Source organism: Lysinibacillus sp. FSL R7-0073 (assembly GCF_038009065.1).
GTDB classification, from domain to species: domain Bacteria; phylum Bacillota; class Bacilli; order Bacillales_A; family Planococcaceae; genus Lysinibacillus; species Lysinibacillus fusiformis.
In genome coordinates this window covers 2,809,797-2,824,504 of sequence record NZ_JBBPAS010000001.1, presented here as the reverse complement: position 1 = coordinate 2,824,504, position 14,708 = coordinate 2,809,797, and the positions used below count along the sequence as shown (strand labels likewise).

At 33.1% G+C, this 14,708-nt stretch carries 5 protein-coding genes; all 5 read left to right on the top strand.

Features of this window, described 5'->3' with window-relative positions:
* Positions 1-146: 146 nt before the first annotated feature.
* The 5 genes from MKY88_RS14060 to fabD are packed head-to-tail and all read left to right on the top strand — an operon-like array spanning position 147 to position 14,687.
* Complete coding sequence (locus MKY88_RS14060; RefSeq protein WP_328200525.1) at positions 147-869, top strand: 4'-phosphopantetheinyl transferase family protein; 723 nt, start codon at positions 147-149, stop codon at positions 867-869.
* Positions 862-8,259, top strand: coding sequence for a condensation domain-containing protein (locus MKY88_RS14055; RefSeq protein WP_340813969.1), 7,398 nt, complete (start codon positions 862-864; stop codon positions 8,257-8,259). Before MKY88_RS14060 ends, MKY88_RS14055 begins: the two co-directional genes overlap by 8 nt.
* Entirely contained in the window at positions 8,256-9,569 is a 1,314-nt protein-coding gene (locus tag MKY88_RS14050) for an MFS transporter (protein ID WP_069481746.1), read from the top strand. Before MKY88_RS14055 ends, MKY88_RS14050 begins: the two co-directional genes overlap by 4 nt.
* Entirely contained in the window at positions 9,547-13,392 is a 3,846-nt protein-coding gene (locus tag MKY88_RS14045) for a beta-ketoacyl synthase N-terminal-like domain-containing protein (RefSeq protein ID WP_340813966.1), read from the top strand. Before MKY88_RS14050 ends, MKY88_RS14045 begins: the two co-directional genes overlap by 23 nt.
* 41 nt (positions 13,393-13,433) lie before the next feature.
* On the top strand, positions 13,434-14,687 hold the full coding sequence (fabD, locus tag MKY88_RS14040; protein WP_340813965.1) for an ACP S-malonyltransferase: 1,254 nt from the start codon (positions 13,434-13,436) through the stop codon (positions 14,685-14,687).
* Positions 14,688-14,708 lie beyond the last annotated feature (21 nt).

Sequence of the window (14,708 nt, the reverse complement as noted above, 5' to 3'; positions counted from 1 at the left end):
TGGTAGGTTATTTATTGACTATTTATTCCATGGTGTTTAATATTATAAATGGAAAATAGGTTTATTTTTTCAATTTAATTTCCTTTAATGTAATTTTAAGGAATTTATATTCTGAGGTTATAAAGAAAATTTTGGGAGCGTGATATGTGATAGAAATTTGTTTAATTAAAGTACCTGTACATATTTCAAATTATTCTGAACTAATGAATTTTGTATGTACAAGAAAAGCAAGAAGAATAGAATCTTACTTAAATAAAATAGATGCATATAGGTCCTTACTATCTGAATTGCTGATGAAATATTTATTGATGAAGCATTTAAAATGTCATCCTTCCGACATAAATATACAAACGAATACATATGGGAAGCCATACTGTATCAATGGGGATTATGAATTTAACATTTCTCATTCAGGTGAATGGGTTATAGGTGTCATTGGCAATTGTGATGTAGGAATCGATATTGAAGAAATGAAAGCTAATTACGAAGATGAAATAATTAAAAATTATTTTTCAAGTATAGAATACGCTTCGTACAATCAAACCCCAACTGAAATGAAAAAAGAACATTTTTATGATTTATGGACTTTGAAGGAAGCTTTTGTGAAAAATATTGGACTAGGTTTAAGTATTCCTTTAGATTCTTTCTCCATAGAGACTAGTCATAATGGAATTTCAATTGTACAAGGTATTAGTCCTTATCCTTATTATTTCAAGCAATATAACTTCATTAATGGTTATAAAATTTCTGTATGTAGTAAAATGAATGAATTTCCATCAGAGCAACAACTAAAGATAAAAGAGTTTTCGTCCTTAGAAAAAATTTTTTTGAATAATCTAATATTAGAGGAGGATAAATATTATGAGTAAATTAATACCTCAAGTTTTAAATCTTCTTAAAAATAAAGAACTAACAAAAGATGCAGCGAAGCAAATCATTGAATCGGTGAATGAAATTAAAAAAGAGTTTAAACCGAAAGTTGATAAAAAGATTGCCATTATCGGCATTTCTGCGGAATTACCCGGTGCTAAAAATTTTGATGAATTTTGGAATGTTTTAAGCAATGAACAGGACAAAATAACAGAATTAAGTGATAGTAGGAGATCGTTGTGTGAGGGGTTCCTTGTTAATAATATGGAAAAGCTTAAAATTTCAAAAGAGAAGCCGTTTTGGGATGCAGCGTGGCTAGATGAAGTTGATAAATTTGATGCTGGATTTTTTAATATTTCAGCTGCTGAAGCAAAAGTAATGGACCCACAACAGCGTAGATTTCTTCAAATCGCATATCAATGTTTTGAAGATGCTGGTTACGCAGGGAGTCGAATAAAAAACTCAAATACCGGTGTCTACATTTCAGCAGCTATGACCAATTACTCTGAAGGATTGGCTGAATTCACACCATTAAGTGTTCCAGGGAATATTCCTGCGTTTACGGCTTCAAGAATTTCTTATATTTTTAATTTAAAAGGACCGTCTTATGTTGTGAATGCTACCTGTGCCTCCTCCATGTTGGCAATTCATGAGGCCTGTGTGGGTTTAATGAATAATGATTGTGAAACGGCTTTAGTCGGCGGTGTTAATATTTTTCCTTATCCAATAAATAGTGAAAAACTGTTTATGAATGCTGCGGGTATTATGTCTGAGCAACAAAAGTGTAAACCTTTTGACGACTCAGCTAGTGGGATAGGAAGAGGAGAAGGGGCAGTAGCGCTGTTATTAAAACCTTTAGATCAAGCAATAGAAGATAATGATAATATCCACGCTGTTATAATTGCCTCTAAGGTAAATAATGATGGGACTTCAGCGGGTATTACGGCGCCAAATCCTAAAGCACATGCAGATTTATTAGCTGAAACATGGGATTTAGCGGGCATTAAGCCTGAGCAAATTGACTACATTGAAGCGCATGGCACAGGTACCCATTTAGGTGATCCTATTGAAATAAAAGGCATTCAAGAAGCAGTTGAACGAAGCAATAACGATAAGCAATTTTTACCAATTGGTTCTGTGAAGGGAAATATTGGCCATTTACTTGATGGAGCTGCAGGTTTATCGGGTGTAATCAAAGCGCTACATGTAATAAAAAAAGGAATAGTTCCACCTACAATAAATTTAGTTGAACCAAATACACATATTGATTTTGTAAATTCTCCAGTTTTTATTCCGACAGTACCATTTAACATTAAAGAGAATAAAAAAGAAAATGATCCTATTATAGCTGGTGTAAGTTGCTTTGGCTTTAATGGTACAAATGTTCATTTACTATTAGAGGGAGCTCCAACGAAGGCTGAAATTCATAAGAAAGATTATAAAAGAAAAGCATATGTCATTCCTTTTTCAGCAAAATCTGAATTATCTTTGCGAGGTACTATTGAACATTTCTCTAATTTATCTGGGGATATGATTAATCTAAGTAATTTAGCATATACGATGTGTACAGGTAGGGAGCATCATGAAATAAGATTAGCTATTATAGCTGAGACAATGGACGATTTAATAGGTGCCTGTAAAAATTTAGTCAATCTTGATATGACTAATTGGGAAAAAATTATTGATAGGACAACCGATGACGATAACACTATCAAAAAATTAGCAGAAAATTTTATTACAGGTGAAAAATGTAGTTGGCATAAACAATTTCAGGATGAGAATAATTATAAAATTTCTTTACCTACATACTACTTTGATGAAAAATCTTATTGGTTACAGAGTGATGCTAGCGTAAAAGCTATAGAGGTAAAAGGAAAAACAGCTCTTGAAGAAATCATTAGTTTAGCGGAAATAATCTTAGAAACTGAGAATATTAAGCAAACGGATAGTTTTATTTCAGTAGGTGGAAACTCTCTTTCAGGACTACAATTTATTACCCGTTTGAAAAAACAATTTAATAGAGACTTTGTCTTAGATGATGTATTTCTTACATTCGAACAACTAAGTAAACAAGTAAACAATGATCATTTAGAATCGACAGAAGTCATACCTCAAATTAGTGTAGAAGACCATGAATTTCCACTATCATACGGTCAAAACAGATTGAGCATCATAGAACAATTAACAGACCAAAAAATGGTTTACAATACTCCATTTATTTTTAAAGTTAACGGGTTAGTTGACATTGAGAGGTTACGTCAAACATTCGATGTACTTTCACAAAGACATGAATCTTTAAGAACGGTATTTGTAAAGCATGAGGATGGAAATAAACAGAAAATACTGCAAAAACCAAACTATTTATTTGAATACAAAGATTTTAGTATAGAAGATAACGCAGAAGCAAAAGCAATGGATCAAATAAATCGTTGGAAAGAAACTCCGTATGATTTAGAAGCGGGACCACTTTTAAGAGTATTTGTGTATAAAACAGAAGAAAATAAAAGTCTGTTTGCTTTAATGATGCACCATATTATTGTAGATGGCTGGTCATTATCACTATTATCGGATGAACTTTTCACTTTGTACAATAGTAATAATAATGAAACCTTGCCGGAAATAGAAAATACGTATGTAGATTTTGCTGCATGGCAACGTGAAAATATAGAAGGTGGTAGGTTTAAACAACATGAAGATTACTGGCTTGATACATTAAGAGGAAGTCTACCTATTACAGAAATAACAGGCGATAAATTAAGGCCAAGCACTTTCCGATATACTGGAAGGCTTAAAAGATTTGATATTAGTGCTAGCTTAGCAGATAAATTAAGAGCTTTTGCAAATACACAAGAAAGTACATTATACATGGTTTTAGTGTCGAGTGTATTTAAACTTATTAATCAGATGACTGGTGATACAGATATGGTGATCGGTACACCGGTATCCGGAAGAGTAAATGAAGAATTGGAAAAAATCATAGGTTTATTCACGAATACTATCCCATTAAGGATTAATTACGAAGAACATGATAATTTCCTTACTTTATTAAGAAATGTTAAGACTATGTTATTGGATAGCTTTAAACATCAAGAATATCCTTTCGATTTATTAGTGGAGAAATTAGATTTACCTCGGGATACTAGTCGTTCACCTTTATTTAATATAAACGTGGCACTTCAAAATTTTAAATTTAAAAATACGACGTCAGCTTTTGATGATGCAGAGTTAACACCTATTCTTTCTGAACACAAAACTAGTAAATGGGATCTTGAATTCGAATTTGTTGAATTACCAAATGGAGAGTTATTCTGTAATCTTGAGTATTATGACGGTGTATATTCATCAAGATTTATTGATTCATTAATTGAAACGTATTTAAAAATACTAGATATGATTTTACATGAGCATGAATTAACTAATATTGAGGTAGAAAAAAGTAAAAGTGCTATAAATGGTCAATTTGTCGAAGATGGCAAAAACTTTTTAACTACTATTTTAATGATGGCAGAAAAGAATCCACAAAAAACAGCATTGGAAGATAATGCAGGTTCGTTAACATATCGAGAGTTAGTAGATAGAAGTAAATCAATAGCAGAAAAAATGTTGAACAGCAACAGCGAAATTAAAAATGCTGTCATTATTTCTGACAATAATAGAACGGCAATTTTAGGTATTTTATCTTGTTTAATGAGTAATGTCACATTTATACCTGTATCACCTAAAAACCCAAGAGCTAGAATTGAATCTATTATCAAACAAAGTCAAGCTAACTTTATTATTTCGGAAAAGAAATTCTATTCCTTGTGTAATAGGCTGTTATTTGAAAATAAGAATATTCAAACGGTTATGGTGTTAGGAGAAACAGATTTAGATCAGTGTGCTGTTGTTGATTCAAGTGAATTAATGAACGAATCTTTGTGGAACTATTTTGCAGAAGGACAGAAAACAGAAATAGAGGCTAGTGGTTGGAATAGTAGTTATACAGGTGAAGCTTTCAGTGCCTTAGAAATGCAGGAGTATGCGGAAAACGCAGTAAACAAAATAAGAAAGTATTTACCTCAAGATTCAAATGTATTAGAGCTTGGATGTGGCTCAGGTTTGACAACATTTGCACTTGCTCCATATACAAAAACGTATACAGCTATGGATTTATCTTCCTCCATTATCGAGAGGAATAAACAGATTGCTCAGAAATCTAACTTTAGCAATATTAAATTTGACATTTCGAAGGCTCATGCCTTTAAGAAGTTTGAAACAGCATTAGATGCAGTTGTCATTAATAGTGTTATTCATTGTTTCCCAAGCTATGGCTATTTAAAGGTAGTCCTTCAAAAAGCTATTGACTCTTTAAAAGAGGGCGGAATAATTTTCTTGGGGGATTTATTAAATATTGATAAAAAAGATGAATTTGTCTCTTCTTTACAAGCATTTAAAGAAGAAAATATGGATAAGAATACTAAATTAGATTGGGATACAGATTTATTTATTAATGAAGAAATTTTAAAAGAGCTTCTCAGTGATGTAGGAGCTGATATACAAATTGAATGTTCTGAGAAGACATACACCGTAAGCAATGAGCTCAATCAATATAGATTTGATGCTGTGATCATTGTTAAAGATAAGGGCGAAAAATATAAACAAAGCAGCTCTAAAAATATGCTAAGTGAAGGTATTCATCTAGATGAGCATGTAGAAATTGAGTTAAATTCTTTTGCTAAAACTTCCCCTGCATATATTCTCTTTACATCCGGAAGTACTGGAAAACCAAAAGGTGTAGTTGTTTCAGGTAAAAATCTTAATAATTATTTAAACTGGGCTACTGCATACTATTCACCTACTGGAAAATCGTTAGATATGCCATTTTTCACTTCCATATCTGTCGATTTAACGATTACTTCAATGTTCATTCCATTGATAACGGGCGGAAAAATTATTTGCTGTGAAGGAGAAATCGATCAGGCTTTTGAAAGAGTAGCCAAGATAAAAGAAACCATAACGATAAAGGGTACACCTAAACAGATCCAGTATTTAATTGAGGATGAGAGATTTGCACCAAATGTAGAATGCTTCATCCTAGGGGGAGAAGCTTTAGATATAACTTTATGTAAAACGTTGAGAGATCAATTCCCTCATGCTCGTATCATTAATGAATATGGGCCAACTGAAGCTACTGTTGGAACGATTTATCATGAAGTAACAGAGGAAGATTTACACTCAGATTATATTCATGCGCCAATCGGATTACCGATTCATAACACGTCTGTTTACATTTTGAATAATCAGAATCAGCTAGTCCCTTCATACGGGGTTGGAGAAATCGTATTAAGTGGTGAGAGTGTTGCCCTAGGCTATTTGGGAGAGCCTATTTTAACTAGAAATAAGTTTATAGCTAACCATATTAATCATTTACAATCAGGATATTTATATAAGACAGGGGATTTAGGACAAGTATTGCCTAACGGAAAAATTGTTTGTTATGGACGTAAGGATAATATGGTTAAAATTCGCGGCCACAGAGTGGAACTGGAAGAAATCGAAAGATATTTGCGAGAAATTCCAAGTATTAAAGATGCCGTAGTTAAACTATATAAAAATGAAGATGGTGAACAGCTTTGTGCTTACTTAGTCAGTCAACAAGAAATTAATCAAAGGGATATTGAAAAACATCTTTTACGATATTTACCAGAATCATTAATTCCAACGTATTATCAAAAAATAGAACAAATTCCAATGTCTAATAGTGGAAAAGTAGATAGACTTTCACTGCCAAGTCCTGAATTATACGACGATAGAATAGTTCAGACGGATGATATTAGTAGTTTGACAGAGATTGAAAGAGAATTGCTGTCCATACTAAAAGGGATTTTAAGTGACCGTCAATTTAACATTGATTCTGATTTCTTTAAAATTGGAGGGGACTCCATCAAGGCATTAAAGTTTATCTCAAAGGCAAAGGAAAAAAATATTAATTTGAAAATTGACCATATCTTTAATTGTAGAAGTATTCGAAAAATAGCTATGAACACCACTAAAGAAAAGGACATTCAAAAAGAATGGCAGGAATTAAGTTCTAAGGAGATTCCACTTGCTCCAATGCAAAGATGGTTCTTCCAACAAACATTTAAACATGCCCACTATTGGAACTTATTAATGTCAGTAGAACTGCCTGAGAAAGTGGATGTAGCTGCTTTAGAAAAGTCTTTCCAATCAATTATTTCGGTTAATGAGAGCTTGATGACATGGTTCGATGTGAACAAGAGCAAACCAAAGGCTTTTGTTGAACCAAGCTTAGTCAACACATTTAAGCTAATTGTGAAGGATCTAAAATTAACACCTCCAAGTAGGCTAAAAGAGGAAATTGAGAAAATTCAATTCCAATTACAAAATAACTTTAATTTTGGAAAGGTATTACCAATAGGAGCAGTAGTGTTCCTAACATCTAAGAAGCCTATTTTGACATTCTTTATTCACCATCTTGTTGTTGATGGAGTTTCATGGAGGGTTTTATTAGAGGAATTAGAAAATAATTATTTAGCTATAGTAAATGGTGAAGATAAAATCAGCTTCCCTATGACGCAGTTTTCTGATTGGATAGGAGAATTGTATAAAAAAGAATTACACACGAATCATTCTTATTGGGAAAATATAGATGTGGAAAATGTACATCCATTATGCATTCAGCCTGTCAGAAAAGATTATTTATTTAAGGATCGATATCATGTAACCAAGACTCTGAGTGATGAAAGTACAAAGCAATTTTTAAATGCTAGAAAACATTCAGAAATTTACAAACCTGATGTTCTTATTGCAGTAACATTTGCTCAAGCGTTTAGTCAAATATTCGGTCAACAAGATGTGTTATTTAACTTTGAAGGGCATGGACGAGATAGTCGCCAATCAGCGTTAGATCTTAGTAGAACAATAGGTTGGTTTACTACGATGTATCCACTACAGGTGACAATTAATACTCTAGAAGAAATGCTTTACACAGTTGGACAATCATTGAGCGAAATTGGCAGTGGTTTGGACTTTATGATAGCAAGATGGATCAAAGAAAATAACAACATTACGCATATTCAACCATCCATATTGGTCAATTATTTAGGGGATTTTGATAACGATATTAGTACTTCTGCAAATAGTAAAAATGGAGGGAACGGGGTGCTACAATACTCCTCAAATCTTCCTCAGGCCCCTGCTATTCATCCTGATAATGAACTTTCTAATATTTTGGAAATAAACATCTTTATTTTGGATGAAAAACTTAATCTAAGCTTAGAGGTAGATACACAAGTTATTAGTAATGAAAAAGCTCAACTTCTCTTATCAAAATTTGAAGAAGCTTTGGTTGAATGTAGTGGAAATGCAAAGGAGCCCCAAAATACATGATAACTTATTTTAGCAAACCAACAAACAGAGGATTTACAATCTTTTTAATGGTTGTAGCTACTCACTTTATATCTTTATTAGGCTCTTCTGTTGCAAGGTTTGGGCTTGGTGTCTGGGCCTACCAAAGTACAGGTCAAGTATCTAGTTTTGCGGTCGTTTTAGTTGCAGGATTTCTTCCAGCAATTGTGCTATCGCCTTTTATAGGAATATGGATAGATAGGAAAGGTCCGCGATTATTAATATTATTAGGAGATATTATTGGACTAATTATTTCTTCAATAATTTTCTCCTCCCTTTTATTAGGGAATATAAGTATGGTTCATGTAATTGCAGGTGCTATATCGCTTTCGATAGTTAGCTCAATGCAGACGCCAGCATTACAAACATTAGCACCTAATCTAGTGCCTAAAGAAATGTTATCAAGAGCAAATGGTGTATTTTCTATGGCATCCTCGACTAGTGATGTTCTGGGTCCTGTAATTGGTGGTGTAATAATGGGGTTTGGAAGTATTGTCTATATCATTGGTGCAGAGCTAGTTACTTATTGTATTGCCATTCCTATTCTCTTAATACTTTGGACAAAATTAAGTGTAAAAGTGAACAATGACAATGAAGATAGCCATGAAAATAACTCCATTTTAGGTGATCTAAAATATGGTTTCAATTATTTAATCGAGCACAAATCTCTTCTAACTTTAGTGTTATTATTCACGGTTTTAAATTTTGCACTAGGGTTCAATCAAGTAGTTGGACAGCCATATATATTGAGCTTTGGAACTGTTGAACAATTTGGCTTACTAAGCTCTATATATGGCGGAGGAATGGTATTAGGCGGGGTACTAATGTCATTCATCAAGCTGAAGAAGCACATAATATGGTTAGTACTGATATCAAATTTTGGTATTGGTGTATTTATAACGCTAACAGGGTTATTCAATAATATGCTACTAATTGCAGTTTTTTGGGGTGGTTTAGGGTTATTACTGCCAGTGGTGAATACAGGTACACTTACTTTAATTCAACTCCATACAGAACCCAAATTATTAGGAAGAGTTTTTTCAATTGCTAGAACATTCGCTTGGATTTCATTACCCCTCGCTTATATTATAGGAGGAATACTTGCTGATAAATTAGTTGCCTCAAACGTAAATATTATCCCTTATTTAGGTAGTGGAGAACGAGGAGTGTATGGGACGCTACTCTTACTAGCTGGAGGCTTAATTATATTAACTGTGGCAATTTTCGCTCAACTAAAATACATTAAAGAATTGGATAGGAGAGAAGAAAATGATGTACAGCACAATGTCTAAAAAAATATTAAGTTTAGTAGAAGAAAATAAATTAGATACAAATTTAGCATTAAATTTACTAGATGAAATAGAAAAAGAAACAAGTGAACCACTCGCAATTGTTGGTATGTCTTTAAGATTTCCTAATGTCTCAAATCTGGATGATTTATGGACAGGTCTTATAAATAAAAAGGATTTTGTGACTGAATTTTCGAAAGAGCGTTTTGAATTGATTGTTAATTCTAATCCTAAATTACATGAATTGTATAGCCATTTAAAAAATAATATAACAAATGATCCAAGATCGTATGGCTCATGGCTATCTAGCATTGAACAGTTTGATCCTGAACAATTCGGATTGAATGAACATGAAGCTCAATTTATGGGGCCAGCGGAGCGTCTGTTTTTACAGGTGGCATTAGAGTCCTTATACATGGCAGGTTACAAGGAAAATCATCTAAAGGATTCAAATACTGGCGTATTTATAGCACATACACCTCATCCTGCATTTGATTATTTAAATTTATTTGAAGAAAAAGATGAACGAGCTTTTATTTCAAACATACCTGCTAATCTGGGCTATCATTTATCATATGCATTTGATCTTAAAGGTCCAGTTATGACTATTAATACGAGTTGTTCCTCTTCTTTAGCTGCTGTTCATGTTGCTAAAAATGCGCTTAAGCAGGGGGATTGTAACTTAGCAGTAGTTGCGGGAGTGAATTTGAATTTATTTCCGTATTGGGAAGAGGAAGCACCTGATTATGTTGTAAGGAGCACAAAATATAGATGTTCACCATTCGATGAAAGTGCAGATGGGATTATCGGAGGTGAAGGGGTTGCTGCTATTGTTGTAAAGAGATTATCTGATGCTATAAAGGACAACAATCACATTCATGCTGTGTTAAAGGGTTCGAGTATAAGTAGTGATGGTGCATCAAATGGAATGCAAGTCCCTAATCCTGACGCTCAATCTAAAGCAATAATGGATGCTCTGGACGATGCAAAGTTATCATTTAATGATATTGATTTTGTTGAGGCGCATGGCGCAGGTACTCAAGTAGGTGATTTACTCGAAGTGGAGGGGCTTAAAAAGGCCTATCTACAAAAATCAACTAAGACAACGGAATGTCAATTAGGCTCAATTAAGTCGAATTTTGGCCATATGGGTGATGCAGCAGGTATTGCAGGATTAATAAAGGCTGTACTATCCATAGAAAAAAGAACAGTTCCAGGTCTTAATCATTTTGCAGCAGAAAATCCTAAAATAAACTTCAAAGAAACGCCGTTCAAAGTTAGCTCAGAAAATAAAACGTTTGATGAACATAAAATTTTAAGCGCAGGTGTGAATTCTATTGGCATAAGTGGTACGAATGTTCATGTCATACTAGAGGAGTATCGACACAATAAACAGGAGCAATTAACTGAAAAATTGACACCATTGTTTATTTCAAGTAAAACTCGTAGAGCGCTTTGGGATCAAATCAAAACCTTAGCTACTCATCTTAAAAATAATGAAAATTACAGTATTCAAGATTTAGCCTATACATTCAATAATAGAAGAAGCCATGAGCAGTCTAGAGTATGTATTTTTGCAAGCAATTGTCATGAACTACTTCGAAAAGTCGAAAGATTACTAAATGTAAGAACATTTGAAAAGGTACCGAAGAATTTTTATACACAAGGTATATTTTTAGCTGATGAACATGAAACGAAAGTCGATAGTATTAAAAATTTAGATGAATTTACCGCTACATCACCAGCAGATAAAGTACTTATTAAGCGATACCTAGAAGGTAACAATATTATGGAGGAGTGTCGCGAATTATTTAAAGATGGGAAGTTACTACCGTTACCAGTCAGTATTTTTAATACAAAAAGAATATGGCCATCTAGTAAAGAGACATTCCAAAATCAGACGAAAGAGCTGTTCTTTGAAAAGAAATGGTTACATTATCCTCATGATAATGAGACTACACATGAAGCATTAAAAGAAGGAACGACTTGGCTATACTTTATGAATAAAGATGATGAAAATATAGTTGCACTAAAGAATAGAATGACTGCTTTAGGTATAAAAATAATTGAAGTACTTAATGCAGATAAATTTGTGCAATATACATCTGAACAATATGGTATTGACATAAATTCTGAAAAAGATATGTATAAGTTGTTTGAAAATATAGGTTTGGAAGAATTAGGGAATTTAAAAGGGATTATCCACTCTTACACATTTAAGCATTTAGATGAAACAATGGAATCAAAAGAAAATATGGAAAAATCCCAAGAAGAAGGTATTTTCTCACTATTCAATATAACAAAAATGTTATTAGAGTTTGAGGTTACACATCCAATTCAATTAAATGTCATATCATCATTAACTGAGCAAGTTAAGGACAATGAAAAAATAATTCCTGCTAGGGTAACAACCTTTGGCTTAGCGAAAGTTATCTCGCAGGAACAACCGACTATTTCATCCTACTCTATCGATCATGATTTGGACGGAAACTCTCAAGACATTGCTTCCCAATTATTAAAAGAGTTACAACAAGATAAAGATCATAGACCAGAATTAGTGGCATTTAGACAATCAAAAAGATATACAAAAGTTATTGAAAGACAAAGCGATGACTTTAATGGCAATGAAATTATAGTAAGAGAGAATGGAAATTATGTTATTGCCGGTGGTACAGGATATTTAGGTGTTCAATTAGGAAAGTTTTTAAGTGAAAAGCAAAACGTCAATATCATTTTATTGGCTAGAAATTTATTACCAGACCGAATGGAATGGGAAAAAATTATTGAGAATAATCAAGCAGAAGATGACATGTTGATTTATAAGCTGACATCAATTATGGAAATTGAAAGTCGAGGTTCTACAGTTACAATCATGGAGTGTGATGTGACTGAGGAACACGCTGTTAAAGAAACATTTGCGAAAATTAGACAAGATTTCGGTGAAATCAATGGTGCATTTATGTTGGTCAAACAACTTTACCATCTATGGATAAAAGAGTTAAAGCTTAGTCAATTCAAAAAAGGCATTCATAACAGAGTAATCGGCACCTATTTAGTAGAAAAGGAATTAAATCCAGAACCATTAGATTTCTTTATCCTATTTTCTTCAATCTCTTCTCTAATGGGGACGAAATCTGCAAGTGAATGCTGCGCTGTGAATCAATATTTAGACTCAATGGCTGGGTATTTGAATCAAAAAGGAATAAAAGGTAAAACGATGAACTTTACGTTAATACTAGATGATAAAAAAGATTTTGGAAGTGATACGGCCATACCTCCGATTGATTTTGTAGATTTCCAAAATTCATTGAACTTATTCTTCAATAAGGGCTATGAATGGAGTTTAATTTCACGTTTTGATTTAGAGCAAGTCCATTATCTTAAACCAGTCATTAAAATCCCATTTGGCGAGAGTTTCTGGAGCGAAGTAGAAAGCTTTAATCATTCAAAAAATAATCAAAACGAAAGTATTTCAATGGAAGAAGCCGTGAAAAGTGAGTTTACACTAACTGAGATTGAAGAAAATATACGTGAAATTTGGAAAACAGTTTTAGGCATTTCAACTATTAAAGAAATTGATAATTTCTTTAGTTTAGGAGGAAGTTCTTTAAGTGCTCTAAGATTTGTTCATTTATTTAAAAATAAATTCATTGGTTTAAAATTTGAAATTTCTGATTTATATAGCAATCCTACATTCCAAGACCAAATTGTATACTGTGATCATTTTTATAACGCTAAAGATGAATTAAGCGATATTCTAGATGCATTTGAAAGTGATGATATTTCATCAGAAGAGGCACTGTCTCTATTATTGAATAAGCATTGAGTTGAAAGGGAAATGACTATTAACATTTGGAGGGATATCGTTTGAACACTGCAATTGTATTTCCGGGTCAAGGTTCACAATATGATTCTATGGGACAAGAATTATGCGAGAATTACCAAATAGCTCGCGATCTGTATAATGAGGCTAGCGATATTTTAGGCTACGATTTATTGAAAGCATGTGAAAACAAAAATGGAGAGCTTCGTAATACGGTAATAGTTCAGCCTGCAATTCTAGTTTATAGTATTGCCTGCTGGGAGATATTTAAAAAAAATAATGATGTAAAACAACTCTATTTAACTGGACATAGTCTAGGTGAACTGTCGGCAGTAGTTGCTGCCGACGGAATCCCTTTTGCAAAGGCCGTTGAATTAGTAAAGCTTCGTGCAACTGCTATGAGTGAATGTACTCAAGAAGGCGGTATGGTTGTTTGCTTTGGACTTAATGGAGAAGAAGTGGAGGAAGTATGTCAAAGATTAGATACTGACAATAATCATGTAACTGTTGCAAACTTTAATTCGACAAATCAAATTGTGTTAAGTGGTCATAAAAACGCATTGGAGCTGGCATCCATTGAGTTACAGAAAAAGGGAGCCGTTACAAAGATACTACCTGTTAGTGTTCCTGCTCATAGTAGACTCATGAAGGCTGCAGAAATAAGATTTCAAGCAGCTCTACAACAAACACAGATGAATGATTGTCAATATCCTATATTTTCCTGCGCTACAGGTCAACTATACAGTAAGGCTGACGAAATAGCAGATCAATTAAGTAAACAACTTACGGAGAGCGTTAGATGGCCAAAAGTTATGAACGTTCTCATTAATAAAGATGTTGACACATTTATTGAGATGGGTCCTAAAACAATTCTAACGGATATTATGAAGATGGAATATCCTGATTATCGAGCGATACCGGTTAACGAGAGAAATGGCATCCATTCTATTTTAAATAATCTTAATGAGAATATGTTAAAAGTAGAAGAGACTATCCACTTTTTACAAGCCTGTTTAAGAGTTATCATTGGGACACCTTTTAAAGCGAAAATCGATAAGCAAGACTTTGAAAGAGAAATCCATTCTCCTTATCAGCTCATTAAACAGGAATTGAAAGAGATGAAAGAGAGCAAACAAATTACAGTAGATTCTCATAGAGTGGCAAGTTTATCTCAACAATTTTTCTCTATTTTAACGCATAAAGGATTTCATAAAAATGAAACATTGGAAATTTTAAAATTATCAATCGCAAATCCGAATTTATATTCTAAATATCTAAAAATTAATAGTTTTAAATAATTTGTTAGATTGGGGTAATAG